14 protein-coding genes are annotated in these 17466 nt (G+C 71.8%); 7 read left to right on the top strand and 7 right to left on the bottom strand.

Annotated elements, in window-relative coordinates:
- Positions 1-155: 155 nt before the first annotated feature.
- Both ACFVUT_RS19465 and ACFVUT_RS19460 read left to right on the top strand, forming a co-directional pair.
- Positions 156-1517 carry an acyl-CoA dehydrogenase family protein gene (locus ACFVUT_RS19465; protein WP_389652959.1) on the top strand — a complete coding sequence of 454 codons (1362 nt, stop codon included), beginning with the start codon at positions 156-158 and terminating at the stop codon, positions 1515-1517.
- Positions 1517-2011 (top strand): nitroreductase family deazaflavin-dependent oxidoreductase, encoded by a 495-nt coding sequence (locus tag ACFVUT_RS19460; protein ID WP_389652624.1) that lies wholly within the window; start codon positions 1517-1519, stop codon positions 2009-2011. Before ACFVUT_RS19465 ends, ACFVUT_RS19460 begins: the two co-directional genes overlap by 1 nt.
- 264 nt (positions 2012-2275) lie before the next feature.
- Here the strand turns inward: ACFVUT_RS19460 and ACFVUT_RS19455 are convergent, their stop codons facing one another.
- A complete protein-coding gene (locus ACFVUT_RS19455) occupies positions 2276-2923 on the bottom strand; it encodes a TetR family transcriptional regulator (protein ID WP_389652621.1) in 648 nt (215 codons plus the stop codon).
- A gap of 404 nt (positions 2924-3327) precedes the next feature.
- On the opposite strand from ACFVUT_RS19455, the gene ACFVUT_RS19450 reads away from it, so the two are divergent.
- Together ACFVUT_RS19450 and ACFVUT_RS19445 are read left to right on the top strand one after the other, a co-directional pair.
- Positions 3328-4338, top strand: a complete 1011-nt coding sequence (locus tag ACFVUT_RS19450; protein ID WP_389652618.1) for a VOC family protein — start codon at positions 3328-3330, stop codon at positions 4336-4338.
- A gap of 162 nt (positions 4339-4500) precedes the next feature.
- On the top strand, positions 4501-6897 hold the full coding sequence (locus ACFVUT_RS19445) for a PQQ-binding-like beta-propeller repeat protein (RefSeq protein WP_389652615.1): 2397 nt from the start codon (positions 4501-4503) through the stop codon (positions 6895-6897).
- An 84-nt stretch (positions 6898-6981) separates the two neighbouring features.
- On the opposite strand, the gene ACFVUT_RS19440 is transcribed toward ACFVUT_RS19445, so the two are convergent.
- The gene (locus ACFVUT_RS19440; RefSeq protein WP_389652613.1) at positions 6982-7716 is read right to left on the bottom strand and encodes a hypothetical protein; all 735 of its coding nucleotides are present in this window, start codon (positions 7714-7716) and stop codon (positions 6982-6984) included.
- A gap of 184 nt (positions 7717-7900) precedes the next feature.
- Between ACFVUT_RS19440 and ACFVUT_RS19435 the strand changes: the two genes are divergently transcribed.
- Complete coding sequence (locus tag ACFVUT_RS19435; RefSeq protein ID WP_389652610.1) at positions 7901-8443, top strand: hypothetical protein; 543 nt, start codon at positions 7901-7903, stop codon at positions 8441-8443.
- Positions 8444-8445: 2 nt separating this feature from the next.
- On the opposite strand, the gene ACFVUT_RS19430 is transcribed toward ACFVUT_RS19435, so the two are convergent.
- From ACFVUT_RS19430 to ACFVUT_RS19420, 3 genes are read right to left on the bottom strand one after another with little or no spacing between them, the layout of a single operon-like run.
- Complete coding sequence (locus tag ACFVUT_RS19430; protein ID WP_389652608.1) at positions 8446-9219, bottom strand: enoyl-CoA hydratase/isomerase family protein; 774 nt, start codon at positions 9217-9219, stop codon at positions 8446-8448.
- A gap of 6 nt (positions 9220-9225) precedes the next feature.
- Positions 9226-9666, bottom strand: coding sequence for a Zn-ribbon domain-containing OB-fold protein (locus ACFVUT_RS19425; protein ID WP_389652605.1), 441 nt, complete (start codon positions 9664-9666; stop codon positions 9226-9228).
- A gap of 13 nt (positions 9667-9679) precedes the next feature.
- Positions 9680-10828, bottom strand: coding sequence for a lipid-transfer protein (locus tag ACFVUT_RS19420; RefSeq protein ID WP_389652956.1), 1149 nt, complete (start codon positions 10826-10828; stop codon positions 9680-9682).
- A 92-nt stretch (positions 10829-10920) separates the two neighbouring features.
- On the opposite strand from ACFVUT_RS19420, the gene ACFVUT_RS19415 reads away from it, so the two are divergent.
- The gene (locus ACFVUT_RS19415; RefSeq protein WP_389652603.1) at positions 10921-12486 is read left to right on the top strand and encodes a FadD3 family acyl-CoA ligase; all 1566 of its coding nucleotides are present in this window, start codon (positions 10921-10923) and stop codon (positions 12484-12486) included.
- 98 nt (positions 12487-12584) lie between these two features.
- Here the strand turns inward: ACFVUT_RS19415 and ACFVUT_RS19410 are convergent, their stop codons facing one another.
- Both ACFVUT_RS19410 and ACFVUT_RS19405 read right to left on the bottom strand, forming a co-directional pair.
- Positions 12585-12758: a hypothetical protein gene (locus ACFVUT_RS19410; RefSeq protein WP_389652600.1), complete on the bottom strand. Its 174-nt coding sequence runs from the start codon at positions 12756-12758 to the stop codon at positions 12585-12587.
- 203 nt (positions 12759-12961) lie between these two features.
- Positions 12962-15928 carry a BTAD domain-containing putative transcriptional regulator gene (locus ACFVUT_RS19405; protein WP_389652597.1) on the bottom strand — a complete coding sequence of 989 codons (2967 nt, stop codon included), beginning with the start codon at positions 15926-15928 and terminating at the stop codon, positions 12962-12964.
- 261 nt (positions 15929-16189) lie between these two features.
- Between ACFVUT_RS19405 and ACFVUT_RS19400 the strand changes: the two genes are divergently transcribed.
- Entirely contained in the window at positions 16190-17419 is a 1230-nt protein-coding gene (locus ACFVUT_RS19400; RefSeq protein WP_389652594.1) for an amidohydrolase family protein, read from the top strand.
- The last annotated feature ends 47 nt before the right edge of the window (positions 17420-17466 follow it).

Here is a 17466-nt window from a genome sequence, read left to right as displayed (position 1 = left end):
GGTACATCAGATAATGGGCGGACGGACCGCCCGGGCGAGGCCGGGACCTTCCCTCGCTCCCGCGTGTGCGGCTCTGTGCATCTGCCGGATTCGGGCCTAGCATGACGGACCGTCAGATCAGGGGCTCGGCGCCTCTGAGGGGAAGGAGCCCGATGATGGACGCCGCCTTCACCGCGGAACAGGACGAGATCCGCCGCACCCTGCGCCACCTGCTGGCCGAACACGGCGGACCCGACGGCCTCAGGAGCGGCGCACGGACTGCCGCCGGGTACGACGAGGCCCTGTGGCGGACGCTCGCTCGGGACCTGGGGCTGCCCGGGCTCGCCTTCCCGACGGAGCTCTCGGGCGCCGGCCGCGGGCTACCGGCTGAGGACTCGGGCGCCGGCCGCGGGCTACCGGCTGAGGACTCGGGCGCCGGCCGCGGGCTACCGGCGGAGCTCTCGGGCGCCGGCCGCGGGCTCGCCGAACTTGCCGTCGCCTGCGAGGAGACCGGCCGTGCCCTGCTGCCGTCGCCCCTCATCGCCACCGTCGCACTCGCCGCTCCCCTGATCGCCGCCCTCGGCACCGAGGCCCAGCGCGCCGCCCTGCTGCCGCGCATCGCCACCGGCGGACTGACAGCGGCCCTGGCCGTCCCCGGCACCTCGCTCGCCACCGCGCTCGGCCTCACCGGCGACCTCACCGGCGGCACCTGGGCGGGTGGCGGCCGGGCGGGCGGCATGCAGGCCCGGCCCGTCGGCGGCGCGGCCGGCTGGCGGCTGTACGGGGAAGCCGCGCAGGTCCTCGACGGGCACCGCGCGGGACTTCTGCTGGTCGCCGCCCATGCCGGTGGCTTTCCGCGCAGTCGCACACTGCTCTTCCTGGTGCACCCGGACGCGGCGGCCGGGGTGGTCCGGACCCGCCGGACCTCACTGGACGAGACCCGCCCGCTGGCCCGGATCCAGCTGCGCGACACCGGCGCGGAACTCCTCGGCGCGGACGACACCCTGGATGTCACCGGCGCACTCGCCGCAGCCGGACAGAGGGCCGCCGCCCTGCTCGCCGCGGAGGCGGTGGGGGCGGCGGCGAGCGCACTGGAACGGGCCGCCGCCCACGTCATGGCGCGCGAACGGCCCGGTCCGGCGACCGGCCCCATCCAGGGTGTGAAGCACCACCTCGCGGATCTGTACGTGCGCGTGCAGGCGGCCCGCTCCGCCGCGTACTGCGCGGCCCGGGATCCGGCCACCGGGGGCCTCGCTCTCGCCCAGTGCCTGGAGGCGCTGCGCATCACCGCCGCCGAGACCGCCCCGTTGCCCGGCGGCCCCGGCGTCACGGGGGAGCAGGAGGCGCACCCGTACGTCGGACGGGCCGCGGCCGACGAACTGCTCTTCGGTCCCGTCCACCGGCTGCGCGACCATGCGGCGCGGCAGGCGGGGCTGTTCGCGTCACCGGCGGGACAGCGGTCCGTGCCACCGGCCGGGCAGCCGTCCGCGTCCCGCGCACGCGTTGCCCCGGCGTCGGCCGAGGAGGTGGCGGTCTGATGGCGCCCGGGGTCCGGCTGGTCCAGAAGGTCTCCTCGACGCGCACGTTCGCGAGGATCGCCCCGTACGTCGTCCCCGCCATGGACCGTGCGGTGCACCGGCTCACGCGCGGCAAGGTGCTGCTCAGCGCCCGGATGCTGCCGGGGCTGATCCTCACGGTGCCGGGGGCGAAAAGCGGTCTGCCCAGGACCACTCCACTGGCCTGCATGCCGGAGAACGGGCAGGACGGGAGCTGGATCCTGGTCGGCAGCAACTTCGGCCGCACGGGGCACCCGGCCTGGACCGCGAACCTGCTGGCCCGTCCCGACGAGGCCGTCGTCAACTGGAAGGGCCAGGACATCCCGGTGCGCGCCACCTTGCTGAAAGGGGCGGAACGGGACGCCGTATGGCAGGCGGCGCTGACGTTCTGGCCGCCGTACGCGACGTACCAGGCGCGGGTGGAACGGGAGATCCGGCTCTTCAGGCTGGAGCGTCGGAGTGACGCCGGAGCGTGAGGCGCGCCCCGGTCGCGATGGTCATGCGCGGGGGCGGCGCGTGGAGATGGTGCGCGGAAGTGGCGCGTGGCGACTGCGCGCGGGGGCGGTGTGCTGAGGCGATCCGTGAACACGGGGCGCTGGAAGGGCTGGTGGGGTGCTGCGCGGAACGGTCCGGGCGTGCCGACGGCGGACCACCTGAGTGGTCCGCCGTCGACGAGACAGGACCTGGAACGCCCGGAACGTTCCGCGCGATGCCCAGGAGGTGAGTGGCCCGGCGCGGCGCTACCTGGTCGGCTTCTTGCCGGTGATGCCGAGATGCACCAACAGTGCGAGATTCGGCTTGAGTTCGGCCTGCTTCACGCCCCAGGTCGTGAAGCCCTTCTGGTGCGAGGCGACCGCGGCGAGCATCGCGACCAGCGAACCGGCCATCGCGGCGGCGCTGACGTCCTTGTCGACCTTGCCCTTGGCCTGGAGCTCCTTCACCGACTCCGTAAGGGAGTTGGTGACCGAGTTCAGGATCTTCATGCGGATCTTGTAGAACCGCTTGTCGCCCTCGGCCGCCCCGAGATCGACCACGCGCAGGATCGCGTCATGATGTCGCCAGAAGTCGAGGAATCCCTCGACGAGTTGTTCGGCGGTCTGCCATCCGGCCTTGCCGGCCCAGGAGCGGCCTGCGACCAGACCGGTCAACTCGGCGCCCTCCTTGGCCATTTCTTCGGCGATTTCGAGGACGGCGCCCTCGACGTCCGGAAAGTATTGGTAGAAGGTCGCGGGGGAAGTCCCCGCCTTGCGGGCGACGTCGATGACTTTGACGTCCCGGTACGGCGAGGAACTGAGCATTTCGCTGAGGCAGTCGAGCAGCTTCTGCCGCGTAGCCTGTCCGCGTCGACCGGCCACGCGGCCGTCGACGGTGCGTACTTGTCCTGTCATGCCGTCAGCTTACCGAGGGGTGATCGGAGCGCGATTCGGCCGAGTGCAAATGGGGAGCGCCGCAGACGCGCTGGGGGGCGTGGCCGGATGTCGACGGGTGCACCCACAGGGGGATAAGTGTTATCAACAGCCTGTGGATAACTTCGGTGGATAACTTTCTGTGCCGCGGCGAGCAAGGAACTCTTTTGCCGAAAATCTGTTCGATCCGGACAGGTCGAGGCGCGGCGCGCGGCGCCCGCGGTTACGTTTGCCGTGACGAGCGTCACCTCTGCGAGCGACGGTTGCCCGCGTGCGCATGCGGACAGCTGCCGATGAACCGTGAACAGACAGACCGCGAACAGACAGACCGCGAACAGATCGACCGCGACCCACCGCGACCCACCGCGACGGAAGGACCCGGGCCCATGGCCGCATTCGCGCACTCCGTGCCGTGCTGGGTGGACGTGCAGCTTCCCGACCTGGAGGCGGGCAAGCGCTTCTACGGTGGGCTGTTCGGCTGGACCTTCCGGGCCGGTGACGGCCCGTACGCGGACGCCTTCAGCGAGGGGAAGCTCGTCGCCGCGCTCGCCGCGAAGCAGGATGGCCGGATGCCGACCGCCTGGGGCATCTACTTCGCCACCGACGACATCACCGCGACCGTCGCCCGCATCAGGGAGGCGGGCGGTCAGGTGATCACCGACCCGATCCGGGCCGGCCGGGCCGGAGCGCTCGCCCAGGCGGCCGACCCCGGCGGAGCCGTCTTCGGCCTCTGGCAGGCCGGTGACCGCGAAGGCTTCCAGAAGCACCACGAACCGGGTTCCTTCTGCTGGACCGAGGTCTACACCCGGCAGGAGGACCGCGTCGACGCCTTCTACGAGGAGGTCTTCGGCTTCCAGGGAACGGATCTCGGCGGAACCGGTGCGGAAGACTCCGGCGCGGACGAAGCCGGTGCGGGCGGACCCGAGCAGCGGGAACCAGGGCAGGGCAAACCTGAGCGGGGCGAACCCGAGCAGCGCGAACCCGAACGGCGCGAACCCGCGGCGGCCGAGACAGGTGCGGCCGAGGCCGGCGTCACCGAGGCCGGCGTCACCGAGGCCGGTCCGGGGGGAGCCGAGCAGGGCGGACCCCGTGCTGCCGAGTCCGGCGCCGACTTCCGGATGTGGTCCCCGGCGGGCACGGAACCCGGACCGGACACGGCGATCGGCGGGCGCAGCGTCATCACCGACGCCTTCCCCGCCGAGATGCCCAGCTACTTCCTCAGCTACTTCGCCGTCGAGGACTGCAACACCACCGCCGGGCACGCCGTGCGCCTCGGCGGACGCATCTCCGCGCCGCCCTTCGACATCCCGTACGGGAGGATGGCGGTCCTCCAGGACGATCAGGGTGCCGTGTTCGCCGTACTTCAGCCCGCTGTGTCCGAGAAAGGGGCAGAGTGAGCTGTGACACCCCGGACCGCCCCCGGGTTCGCAACCGGAGCTTCAGCCAGGAACAATCGGGGTGCGCACCGCCGGGTGGTGCCCAGTGGTGAGACGCCGTACAGAGCGGGTTTTCGCGGACTTCTGTTGCTGAGGTCCGTACGGGGAGGTGGCAGGCACGTGATGGAGCAGCTGACGCAGCACGACCCGAGAAGGATCGGCCCGTTCGAGGTGCTGGGACGGCTCGGGGCCGGCGGCATGGGGCTGGTCTATCTCGCCCGCTCGGCTTCGGGCCGACGGGTGGCGATCAAGACGGTGCGCACGGAACTCGCCGAGGACCAGCTGTTCCGGGTCCGCTTCACGCGCGAGGTGGAGGCTGCCAGGGCCGTCAGCGGCTTCTACACGGCCGCGGTGGTGGACGCCGACCCGCGGGCCGCCGTGCCGTGGCTGGCCACCGCCTATGTGCCCGCCCCCTCGCTCGAAGAGATAGTGAACGAGTGCGGGTCCATGCCGGTCCAGGCGGTGCGCTGGCTGGCCGCCGGTATCGCCGAAGCCCTCCAGTCGATCCACGGTGCGGGGCTCGTCCACCGCGACATGAAGCCGTCGAACGTGCTCGTCGTCGAGGACGGCCCGCGGGTGATCGACTTCGGGATCGCGTCCGGGGTGTCCAACACCCGGCTGACCATGACGAACGTCGCCGTCGGCACGCCCGCGTACATGTCGCCCGAGCAGGCACGGGACTCGCGCAGCGTCACGGGCGCCAGTGACATCTTCTCGCTCGGCTCGACGCTGGTCTTCGCCGCCACCGGCCATGCGCCGTTCCACGGGGCCAACCCCGTCGAGACCGTCTTCATGCTGCTGCGCGAGGGCCCGGATCTGGCGGGCCTTCCCGACGAACTGCGGCCACTGATCGACTCCTGCATGCAGATGGACGCCGGGCTGCGCCCCACCCCCGCCGATCTCCAGGCCCAGCTCGCCCCGCACCTCTTCGCCTCCGAGGACGACAGCGGCACCGCCTCGGCATGGCTGCCGGCCTCCGCCACCGCGATGATCGAGCAGCGCCGCGGCGGAGGCCGCAGAACCCCGGCGCCCGCCCCCGCCCCCGCCCCCGCCCCCGCTCCCGCACCTGCCCAGGCCCCGGCGCCGCCCCAGCAGCCGCCCGGCGCCGAACAGGACACCTTCTGGCACGGCGGCGAACCGGTCTCCCCGGCCCCGCAGGCGCCCGACGGAGGCGGTCCGGTGCGGCTGGCCGGCGCGAAGGTGCCGATCGGTCCCGGCCCGCGCGCCCAGGACGTGCGGGCCACCGCGACGGCCACCGCGGACGCCGGCCCCGCGACCGGCTGGGTGCGCCCGCCCGCCGGTGTGAACGGCACGGCCCCCGTCGCCCCGCCCGCCCCCCTGCCTGCGCCCGCGCACGCCCCCGAGGCCGCGCCCCCGGCTCCCGACCGCTGGCGGCCCTGGCGGTTCCGGATGTCCAACGACGTCTGGGGAACGCCCGTCGTCGCCGGGGACCTCCTCTACGTCACCTCGTTCGAGGTGCACGCCCTGGACATCGGCAACGGGCGGCGCCAGTTCAAGACCCGGGACGTCGCCTGGGTGATGGCCGTCGAGGGCGGCCGGATCCACGCCTCCGACGGGCCGTCGCTGTATGCCCTGGACGCGGCGACCGGCGCCGAGCTGTGGCGGCTGCAGACGGACGGCTGGGTCTACTCCCTCAAGGCCGAGCGCGGCACCGTCCTCACCGGCACCCGCGGCGGCGGCGTCCAGGCGTGGGAGGCGTCCACCGGCGAGAAGCTGTGGGAGGGCGGCGGCGTACAGACCGACTTCGAGACACCGGAGGCCGGGCCCGCGATCCACGACGGCACGGTCTACCTCTGGCAGGACGCCCGGCTGCGCGCCGTCGACGCCCGTACCGGCAGGGAACGCTGGTCGTACCCCATCGGCGACGCGGCCTCCTGCGGCGGTGTGCCCGTCCGGGTGACCGCGGCGCCGGACGGTTTCGTGTACGTCAGCGCGGGGGCACGGGTCCTGGCCGTCGACACCGTGTCCGGTCATGTCCGCTGGCACTTCGAGTCGCCCGCGGTCTTCCTCTCGCCGCCCGGGTTCGCGCCCGGGCCCGCCGTCACCGGCGGCGGCGTGTACCTCGCCGACTACCTCGGCACGGTGTACGCGATCGACGCCTCGACCGGCAAGGACCGCTGGCGCATCGCCACGGAGGCCCGGCAGTCGGTCGAACCGGTCCTGGTGGCGGGCGGGAACGTCCATGTCGGCAGCGGCAGCGCGCTGTACACGCTCGACGCGGTCACCGGCACCCCGAAGTGGCGGTTCGCGGCGGGCGGCGAGGTGGTGGGAGCGCCGGTGGTCGCCGACGGCCGGATCCACTTCGGCTCCGCCGACCACGTCCTGTACACCCTGGACGCGGCGGGCGGCCAACTGCGGTGGAAGCTGGCGACGGGCGGCGAGATCACGGGGTCGCCGGTGGCGCGGGGAGGCGTCGTGTACGCGTGCAGCAAGGACCGCTGCGTGTACGCGCTGGACGCCCTGAAGGGCACCGGCACGGGCAGCCGCCCCCGTAGTTGAGGCTCCGCGAACGTAAGGCTCCGTGCGGGGAGGCCCACCCTCGTCCGGTTTCCGGTCTCCGGCCGAAAGTCGCCCGACAGGCTCTCAGGAGCGCCAAAGGCGTCTGCGGTGCGGCGGCCGGTCCTCGCCGTGGTCCGCGTCCGGCGCGACGGGGTGCGGCGCCGTGTCCTGGTCCTCGGGGGCCGGGCGGCCCGCTGAAGCGGGGTCTCCGTGCGCGTCCGGGCGGCCCGTCGGAGCAGGGCCTGTGTACGGCTCCGCCTCGGGCTCCGGCAACGTGCTCGTCTGCACGGACGGCCCCGGCTCCTGCGTGGGCGGCCAGGTGTCCGGGTGCTCCGTGCCGGGTGCGGGATAGGGCCGGTCGCTGCCCGTGCGGGAGGGACGGCGCCCACCACGGCGCCCACCATGCCGCCCCGACATGAGCGCGGCGCCCAGCAGCAGCAGCACCCCGCCGCCCACCGCGCCCGCCACCCCCCACCACAGCCCGGAACCGTCGCTCGCGACCGACAGACTGCCCGCCGCCAGGCCCTGGCGCACCATCCACAGCACGGTGAATCCGAGCACCACCACACCCGCCGCCGCCACCAGCAGCCGCGAGCGCAGCACCACGCCGACCACTGTCAGTACAGCGGCGACGAGAAAGGCCAGGAAGATCGAGCCCAGCAGTCCGGGCCGGCCGGCGGTGACACCCGTACCGGTGAACAGTTCCTCGATCCGGTAGTGGCGGCCGAGACGGCCGTCGTACCAGTCACGGAAGGGGCTCAGCACGGCGGCCGCCGCTCCTACGAGAGCGAGGACCGAGCCGAGGACATTGCGGATCATCGTCGGCCTCCTGCCTGCGGGCCGACCGCTGTCACGGTTCAGCACCGCTCTCCGCCTCGACGCTACGCCCGGCCCATGCCCCTCGCCACCGTGCGCTACGGTGTCGCGCGGTCGTTCGAACACATGCACTGCGCGTACGGAAATACACGTCAGTACGGACATCGACACAAGGGGGGCTGCATCGATGATGCGGCAGCACATAAAGCTTTCGGCGGTACTCGTCGTCGTGGTACTCGCGCTCACCGGCTTCTCGACCTCCAGCCACGGCGGCCGAAGCGGCAAGAGCAAGAGCAGGGGATCCAGCAGCAGCGGCGGCGGCTGCTCCAACTCCAAGAAGAGCAACGGCAGTTACCACAGCAGCGACTACGACGACAACGACTCGTCGAGCGGATCGTCCACCGGCAACACCGGTTACGAGACACCGGCCCCGAGCGCCACAGCCTCGGACGAGCCCCAGGCGTACGTCTTCCGCTGCGCCCAGCCCGGCAAGGGCAAGCGCAAGGCCGTCACCTCCTCCGCCGTCCGGCTCACGGCCGGCGCCGCCGGTTCGCACACCTACGAGGTCGATGTGACCTTCCTCGACGCGGCGGGCAACACCGTCGACACGGGTGAGGCGAACGTGGACGTCGAGGGCGGCGAGACCGAGACCGTCACGGTGCGGATGGACAGCCCGCGCAAGGTCTCCCAGGTGAAGAAGTGCCGGGTCGAGGCCGAGCTGAGCTACTGACCTCAGCGCACCCGGAACGCGTTGCCGCCCCGCCCCTGAAACATCTCGGCCTGCCGCTCCGCCGGCAGGTTCCCGAGTGCGATCAGGTGCGGGGCATGGGCCAGGGCCTGCGCCCTGGCCGCCTCCTTCGCGGACCACACCGCCCGCACCGTCCCCTGCACGGCCCGGGTCGGGTACGCGGCGATCACCTCCGCCGCCCGCAGCGCCGCCGCCACCGCGCCGCCGGGCGCCGTCACCTCACTGACCAGCCCGATCTCGTACGCCCTGCGGGCCGAGACCCGTTCGGCCGTACCCATCAGGGACATCCGGGCCACCTCGCCGAACGGCATCCGCTGGGCCATGGAGATCGCCTCGAACGCGCTGACCATGCCGTACGTCGTGTGCGGGTCGAAGAACGTCGCCTCCTCGGACGCGATCACGAACTCCGCCTCGCCCAGCAGATAGAACGCCCCGCCGCAGGCCATCCCCTCCACGGCGGCGATCACCGGCTTCCACAGGTCGTTCGCCTTCGGTCCGATCGCGATCAGCGGGTCGTCGATCGTGTACGGGGACGACGGCTGCGGCACCTCCGCACCCCGGTCGATCCCCGTGCTGAAGGCCCGCCCGCCCGCACCGGTGACGACGACGGCCCGCACCCCGTCGTCGTACCGGAACGCCCGCCAGGCGGCGGCCAGTTCGGCAGCCGTCGCCAGGTCGATCGCGTTGAGCCTCCCGGGCCGGTCGAGGGTGACGAGCGCGACCCCGGTCTCCTCGTCCGTCTCCGTCCGCAGCGCCATCGCCGCTCACCTCTCCAGCAGCCAGCGCACCAGGGTCACTTCGGGACCGGCCGGGCAGAACACCGCCCGCACCGGCGCCCCGATCCGCAGCCGCCCCGGATCGACGGAGTTCAGCGGGGCGTCCGGGCCGCTCACCACGTTCCCGACCAGCCTGATCTCCGGTGCTTCCGCCAGTTCGACCACGACGGCGTTGTACGGGGCCTGCGCGGCGTACGCGGGCAGCAGCGGCGGATGCGGCAGCACGTACGACCAGACGCGGCCCCGTCCGCTCATCGGCCGCCACTCGCTCGCGAAGGACCGGCAGCGCGGGCAGCACGGCCTGGGCGGGAAGCGCAGCCTTCCGCACTCCGGGGCCGCGCACGCCTGGACGCGGAGTTCGCCGCGGGCCGCGTACTCCCAGAAGGGGGCGCCGTCCTCGTCCACGACGGGCAGCAGCAGGGCATCCATCCCGGTCAACTCCTCAGTTCCTCAGCAGTACGGCGGATGTGGGTACGCCCTCACCGGCGGTGACCAGACACGTTCCGGCGTCCGGCACCTGGGCGGTGGAGACGCCGCGCAACTGCTTCACGCCCTCGGTGATGAGGTTGAAACCGTGCACGTACGCCTCGCTGAGCCCGCCGCCCCCGGTGTTGATGGGCAGCCGCCCGCCGCTCTCCAGCGCCCCGCCCTCGGTGAACGCGGCGCCCTCGCCGCGCCCGCAGAAGCCGTAGCCCTCCAGGGAGAGCGGAATGAGCGGCGTGAACGCGTCGTAGATCTGCGCGACATCCACCTCGTCCGGGCCGAAGTCGGCCTGCTTCCACAGCTGCCGGGCGGCCGTCCAGGCAGGTCCGCTGAGCGGGTCGTCGTTCCAGTAATTGACCATGCCGTGGTGCTGGGCGGGCAGTCCCTGGGCGACGGAGTGGATGTAGACGGGCTTCTGCCGGCAGTCGCGCGCCCGCTCGGCGGAGACGACGACGCAGGCCAGCGCGCCGTCGGTCTCCAGGCAGTTGTCGAAGAGGCACAGCGGCTCGCTGATCCAGCGCGAGGTCATATACATGTCGCGGGTCAGCGGGCGCTCGTACATCACCGCGTCCGGGTTCTGGTTGGCGCGGTTGCGGCAGGCGAGGGCGACGTTGAAGAGATGGTCGCGGGTCGCCCCGTACTCGTGCATGTAGCGCCGCGTCAGCATGCCTATCTCGTCGGCCGGCCGCAGCAGCCCGTAGGGCCGGGTCCACTGGGCGGGGGTGGGCAGTTGGACGGAGGTGTTCCGCCAGGGCCGGGGCCCCGATCCCCGCTTCCGTGACCGCCAGGCGACCCCGACACCCGCCTGCCCGGTCGCCACGGCGGCGGCGAGATGCGCGACCGTCGCGCAACTGCCGCCGCCCCCGTACCCCACCTTGCTGAAGAAGGTGACATCGCCCGCCCCGATCGCCTTGGCGACCTCGACCTCGTCGGTCTCCTCCATCGTGTACGACGCGAAGGCGTCCACCTCCGAGGCGGCGATGCCCGCGTCGTCGAGCGCCGCGACGATGGCCCGGCAGGCCAGGGTCTTCTCGGACTCGGGCAGTCGCTTCGCGAAGGCCGTCTGCCCGATACCGGCTATCGCTGTCACGTCCTTGAGTGCCGCCACCGCCACCTCCGAGACCGTCACGACCGCTGACAGCGGCTGAGGCTACAGCTAATCTGACGGATAGTCAGCTACTGCGTCAGGGAGGGCCGGCGATGCGCGGTGACGAGGAGTGGGGCAGCGTTCCGGAGCTGGTACGGGCGGCAGCGCGACGGTACGGGGACCGGGAGGCGGTCGTCGACGGCCGGACCCGGATCTCGTACGCCGAACTGGGCGACCGCGTCGAACGGGCCGCCGCCGCCTGCATGGCCTCGGGCGTCGAGCCGGGGGACCGGGTCGCGGTCTGGGCCCCGAACAGCCTGGACTGGATCGTCAGCGCACTGGGCGCCGTCACGGCGGGAGCGGTCCTCGTCCCCCTCAACACCCGCTTCAAGGGCACCGAGGCGGCGTACGTCCTGGAACGCAGCCGGGCGAAGCTGCTCTTCGTCACGGGCACCTTCCTCGGCACGTCGTACGTGGCGTCCCTGCGCCGGGCCGACGTGCGACTCCCGCACCTGGAACGGGTGGTGGTCCTGGCGGACAGCGCCCCCGACGACTACGTCACCTGGAAGGACTTCCTGGCGGCGGGGGAGCGGGTGGAGCCGGAAGCGGTGCGCTCCCGGGCCGCAGCCATCGCCCCCTCGGACCCCTCCGACATCATCTACACCTCCGGCACCACGGGCCGTCCCAAGGGTGCCGTCATCACCCACGCCCAGACCCTGCGCTGCTACGCGATCTGGAGCGAACTGGCGGATCTGCGCGAGGGCGACCGCTATCTGATCGTGAACCCCTTCTTCCACACCTTCGGCTACAAGGCGGGCGTCATCGCGTGCCTGATGCGGGGCGCGACGATGGTCCCGCAGCCGGTGTTCAACGTGGACACGGTCCTGGCCAACATCGCCGCCGAACGCATCTCGGTCCTGCCGGGCCCGCCCACCCTCCACCAGTCCCTCCTGGACCACCCCGCCCGCGGCGCGCACGACCTCTCCGCCCTCCGCCTGGTGGTGACGGGCGCGGCGGTGGTCCCCCTGCACCTGGTCGAACGCCTGCGCACGGAGCTCGGCATCACGACGGTCCTCACCGCCTACGGCCTCTCCGAGGCGAGCGGCATCGTCACGATGTGCCGCCGCGACGATCCGGTGGAGACGATCGCCTCGACGTCCGGCCGGGCGATCCCCGGCACGGAGATACGTGTCCTGGCCGCCCCGGGTACCCCCGGTGAGGTCGTGGTCCGCGGCTTCCACGTGATGCAGGGCTACTTCGAGGACCCGCAGACCACCGCCGACGCGATCACCTCCGACGGCTGGCTCCACACCGGCGACGTGGGCGTCCTCGACGAGGACGGCAACCTCCGGATCACCGACCGGATCAAGGACATGTTCATCGTCGGCGGCTTCAACGCGTACCCCGCGGAGATCGAGCAGCTTCTGGGCCTGCACCCGGATGTGGCCGACGTGGCGGTCGTCGGTGTGCCGGATCCCCGGCTGGGCGAGGTGGGCATGGCCTACGCGGTGCGCAGACCGGGCGCGACGGTGACGGCCGACGACCTGATCGCCTGGTCCAGGCGCGAGATGGCGAACTACAAGGTCCCGAGGGCGGTCGAGTTCGTGGCGGAGCTGCCGCGCAATGCGAGCGGCAAGGTGGTGAAGGGGGAACTGCGGGAGCTTCGGCCCGAGGGGTGAAGAAGAGGCGCGGTTGCGCCGGCCGGACGCGGACGACCAGCGGCCGCGACGGCTCCCCCTCCGCGCCGCCGCGGCCGCTCCCCGTGCTGGAGAAGGTCTTAGTTGGGCTTCGGTGCCGACGCGTGGGCGTCCAGGGTGGTGATCTCCTCGCCGGACGCGTGCGCGTCGGTCGGCTTGAGCGGTTCGCTCGACGCGTGAGCGTCCTGCGTGGTGACTTCCTCGCCGGATGCGTGCGCGTCGGTCGGCTTGAGGATGCTGTTGTTGTCGGCCATGAAGGTCAACTCCTGAAAGCGTGGACGTAATGGTTGGTGTGCCCGTCCGGCGGTTCCCCCGTGGATCGCCGGACGGGCATTCCAGGGCCGTTCACCCTAGCGGTGAGGCCACACGCCGACCCGTCTGCCCCCCGACGCGACGGACCGGTGTGTAAGAGAGTGCCGGGGAGCGATAAACGAATGATGAACGCGGTACACGAACCTCAGATCACTGTGGCCGGATACAGAAGGGCGCGCACATGGGCGGCTTCGGTCGCCCCCAGGTCCTCGAAGACCGTGAGCGCCTCACGCCAACAGGCCTGCGCCCGGTCGGTCTGACCGAGAGGGGTGAGACTGAGGCCGAGCACCGTGAGGATATTGGCACGTCTCCACTCGCCGCCGATTCCGTGCAGTACGGCGAGGGCCTGCTCCGCCTGTGCGGCAGCCTGCGCAGGTTCGTGGGCGGCCAGGTCCGCCTCTGCCAGCCGGAACAGCGTCATGCCGAACCAGAACTGCTGCCTGCTGTCCCGGAAGACGTCCAGGGCCTCGGTGAGTACCCGCCGCGCCTGGGACGTCTGGCCCGCACCGGTGAAGGCCAGACCGAGAGCGTATTTGCCGTTGGCCAGGCGGAGGGCCTGTTCTCCGCCATCCGATTCGTAGAGGGCGATGCCCTGCTGGGCCAGACTCACCGCACTCATCTTCCGGTCCGTGGCCAGGTGAACCCTCGACATATTACAGAGCGCCGATGCTTCGGCCGACTTGTTGTTGTCCGCTCGGAAGGCGGCCAGAGCCTGGGTGAAATGGGATTCTGCGTCGGCATGGCGGTTCTCGTAGAGGGCGATGATCCCGAGTTGGTTGGGGGCCTGACCGGACGAGACCGGGTCTCCTGCGGCCAGCCCCAATTCCCAGGCCCGCTGTGCGTCGTTCTCCGCATCGGTGAACCGGCCCGAGATGCTGTGCACATGGGTCAGCATGGTGCGCGCGCGAGCTTCTGCGTGAACGTCGCCCGCGGTCCGGGCCGCCTCGGAGACCGCAGTCGCCGCCTGGGTGAACTGGTGTGAATTGGCTCCCGATTCGCCCAGATCCACAGCGGCCATGAGGAGATCGGCCGCTTTGCGGAGCATGCCCAGCGCCGCGGACTGCCGGGCGCATGCGAGCAGTCCGCTGGACTCGTTGAAAAGCCAGTCCAGCGCCGCCGCGGGGGTCGAGAACGACAACCCCGGGCAGAGCGTCGGTTCGAAGTGGTCGAGCACGCGCTCCCCCGGCCGCTCCAGCGCGTACACCTCCGCCGCCGTGGCCAGATAGAAGTCCAGCAGCCGCGACAGCGCCAACGTCCGCTCCTCCGGCTGCTGTTCGTCCCGTTCCACGCAGGAACGCGCATAGAGCCGCACCAGGTCGTGGTAGCGGTACCGGCCCGGCGCCGCCGACTCCAGGAGGCTGGTGTCCACCAGGGCCTCCAGCAGGTCCTCGGCCGCGTGCGCCTCCAGGTTGAGCAGGGCCGCCGCGGCGGCCAGGGAGATGTCCGGGCCGTCGGCCAGGCCCAGGAGGCGGAAGGCGCGGGCCTGGGCGGGCTCCAGCTGGCCGTAGCCGAGCTCGAAGGTGGCCTTCACCGCGAGGTCACCGGCCTGGAGTTCGTCCAGCCGGCGGCGTTCGTCGGCGAGCTTGGCAGCCAGCACGGAGACCGTCCAGGTGCGGCGGGCGGCCAGGCGGGAGGCGGCGATGCGGATGGCCAGGGGGAGGAAGCCGCAGGCGGCGACCACGTCGAGAGCGGCCTCGCGCTCGGAGGCGATGCGCTCCTCGCCCACGATGCGGGTGAAGAGCTGGAGGGCTTCCTCCGGAGACATCACGTCCAGGTCGACCAGGTGCGCACCGGCCAGGTCGACCATGCGGACACGGCTGGTGACCAGGGCCGCGCAGCCCGCGGTGCCGGGGAGGAGCGGGCGGATCTGGGCGGTGTCGTGGGCGTTGTCGAGGAGGACCAGGACGCGGCGGCCGTCGAGCGTGGAGCGGTAGAGGGCGGCGCGTTCGTCCAGGGAGTCGGGGATCGCCGAGTCCGCCGTGCCCAGGGCGCGCAGGAAGGCGCCGAGGACTGTCTCCGGTTCGGCGACGCGCGCACCGGCGCCCTGCAGATCCACGTACAGCTGGCCGTCCGGGAAGTGCTGCCGTGCCTGATGGGCGACGTGTACGGCGAGGGTCGTCTTGCCGACGCCGCCGATGCCGGCCAGGGCCGAGACGGCCATGACCGAACCCTCGGCGGTGGCCAGCCGGTCGCCCAGGTCCCGCACGAAGGAGGTACGGCCGGTGAAGTCCGGGACGGTGGCCGGGAGCTGGGCCGGGCGCACCGGTGCCGGTGCCGGGGCCGGTTCGTCGGCCGGGCGGGCCAGTTCCTCGTCGGCCCGCAGGATGCGCTGCTGGAGCTGGGACAGTTCGGGGCGCGGGTCGACGCCCAGTTCGTCGGCGAGGAGCCGGCGGGTGTCGGCGTACACCGCGAGCGCCTCCGCCTGCCGCCCGCTGCGGTACAGGGCGATCATGAGGAGTTCGCGCAGCCGTTCACGCAGGGGGTGCGCGGCGGTGAGCGCGGTCAGCTCGGAGACCGCCTCCGCGTGGCAGCCGGACTCCAGGTCGAGGTCGAGGCGGGTCTCGGTGAGCTGGAGTCGCCATTCCTCCAGGCTGGTGCGCTGATTCTCGGCGTACGGGCCGGGTACGGAGGCCAGGGCCTCGCCGTCCCACAGACCGAGCGCCTTGTTGAAGAGGGCGCGGGCCTCGGAGCGGTGGCCGCCGGCCCGGGCCTTCTCCGCATCGGCGGCCAGCTCCTGGGCCACGGTCAGGTCGAGGGCGTCCTGCCTGGTGCGGATCGCGTAACCGCCGGCGTCGCTGGCCAGTGTCTGCGGGTCGAGGATCTTGCGGAGCCGGGAGGCGTACGTGCGAACGGCGGCGAGCGCCTGCGAGGGCGGTTCCTCGCCCCAGATGGCGTCGATGAGTTCGGCCGCGGTGGCCGTGCGGCCGCCGCGCAGGAGCAGCGCGGTCAGCAGGGCGCGCTGCTGCGGTGAACCGGACGGCAGCGCCTCTCCGCCCCGCCACGCCCGCACCGGGCCGAGCACGGAGAAGCGTAGATCGGCGCCGTCGGCCGGCCGCTGTTGCGGAGCGCGCTGCTCCGGAACACGCATGCGCGGCCGGTTGTCACGGTCCATTGCTGCCCCCTGCCCTGCTCGCCCCGCCGATCATGCTGGTGCTGTCCGCTGTGCATTCGCATGGTCCACCCACGGGCCCGTCCGGCGCCGGGTGGATCCGGATCGTTCGGTACCGCTGGTAGCGCGCTCAACAGTCTGCCTTGTTTTGGGCGGACACGTCAGCAGCGGGTGACTCTCTGCACAAGCCCTCGACAACGATTATGGGACGATGGGCGGCACCGGGAGCTGACGGTTCGTCAGATCGGCGCTACCGTGGTGGGCATGGAGACCTTCCCGAAGATCATCTCGGTGGACGACCACACGGTGGAGCCCGCTCATGTCTGGCAGGACCGGCTCCCGTCCAAGTACCTCGACCGCGGTCCGCGCATTGTTCGCGCGCCGCTCAAGGAAATGACCTTCATGGGCGGCAGGTTCGCGCCCGTGATGGGCGCGAAGGGCGATGACGGGCCGATCGGCGACTGGTGGGTGTACGAGGATCTGCACCGACCGCTCACCCGGCTCGACACCGCGGTCGGCTACGACCGGGACGAGATCAGGCTTGAGGTCATCACATACGAGCAGATGCGTCCGGGTTCGTTCTCGGTCCCCGACCGGCTCGCCGACATGGACGTCAACCATGTCCAGTCCGCCCTCTGCTTTCCCACCTTCCCCCGGTTCTGCGGCCAGACCTTCACCGAAGCGAAGGACCGCGAGCTGGGACTGCTCGCGGTGCGGGCGTACAACGACTGGATGGTGGAGGAGTGGTGCGGACCCGAGGCGCGGGGCCGGCTCATCCCGCTCACGCTGATCCCGCTCTGGGACGCGCGGTTGGCCGCGGACGAGGTCCGGCGGAACGCGGCGCGCGGGGTGCGCGCGGTCGCGTTCTCCGAGATACCTCCGCATCTCGGGCTGCCGTCCATTCATACGGACGAGTGGGATCCGTTCCTGCGGGCGTGCGACGAGACGGGGACGGTGATCGCGATGCACATCGGCTCGTCCTCGAAGATGCCGTCCACCTCGCCCGACGCCCCGCCCGCCGTCGGTTCCACCATCACCTTCGCCAACTGCTGCTTCTCGATGGTCGACTGGCTGATGAGCGGCAAGTTCGAACGGTTCCCGAACCTCCGGATCATGTATGCGGAGGGGCAGATCGGCTGGATTCCGTACATCCTGGAACGCGCCGACGTGGTCTGGGAGGAGAACCGGGCCTGGGGCGGTGTCTCCGACAAGGTCCACCGCCCGCCGTCGGAGCTGTTCGCCGAGCACGTCCACGGCTGCTTCTTCGATGATGCCTTCGGGCTGAAGAACCTGGAGTCGATCGGCGTGGGGAACGTCCTGTACGAGACGGACTACCCGCACTCCGACTCCACATGGCCCAAGTCGCGCGAGGTCGGCGAGGCGCAGATGGGGCACCTGGACGCGGAGACCGTGGACCGCATCGTGCGCCGCAACGCGATCGACCTGCTGGGGCTGACGGACGACGGGCTGTGGGCCGGGCCCGGAGGGCGGTAGGTGCCCGGAAGAACGTGACACCCGGGCCGTGGAGTGTCACGTTCTTC

Source organism: Streptomyces sp. NPDC058051 (assembly GCF_042885475.1).
Classification (GTDB): domain Bacteria; phylum Actinomycetota; class Actinomycetes; order Streptomycetales; family Streptomycetaceae; genus Streptomyces.
This window is presented reverse-complemented; position numbering and strand designations above follow the sequence as displayed.